1 protein-coding gene is annotated in these 331 nt (G+C 34.1%); it reads left to right on the forward strand.

The features are described from left to right. Positions 1-33: 33 nt before the first annotated feature. Positions 34-331: DUF8580 domain-containing lipoprotein (locus KH400_RS23390; RefSeq protein WP_217228718.1), on the forward strand; the 298-nt coding region annotated here is incomplete at its 3' end.

Consider the following 331-nt stretch of genomic DNA (forward strand, 5'->3'; position numbering starts at 1 on the left):
GTAAAATTGAATGTACAAAGTGGATTTCAATTTGTGAAAGAAGAGCCAGGTATTTATCAACTTTTCTCAAACCGAGATAATGGCTTCTTTGCAAGAGTCCAACTTGTCGATAATCAGGCAACACTTTCAAGTATGAAGAACGAAGCGAAGCAATATTTACAAGTTACTGGCTCGGTTCGTGAAGTTAAAAATGTTTCACAATTGCACTCTTTTTATAAGAACAATGAATTGTATTTGACAAGTGAGAATGGAAAGGTAAGGCAAAGTGTTGTCGTTAAAAAGATCAATGGACAATATGTAAAAATAACTCTTCATTTGCCTGATAAGGAAG

The organism is Desertibacillus haloalkaliphilus (assembly GCF_019039105.1).
Taxonomy (GTDB): Bacteria; Bacillota; Bacilli; order Bacillales; family KJ1-10-99; genus Desertibacillus; species Desertibacillus haloalkaliphilus.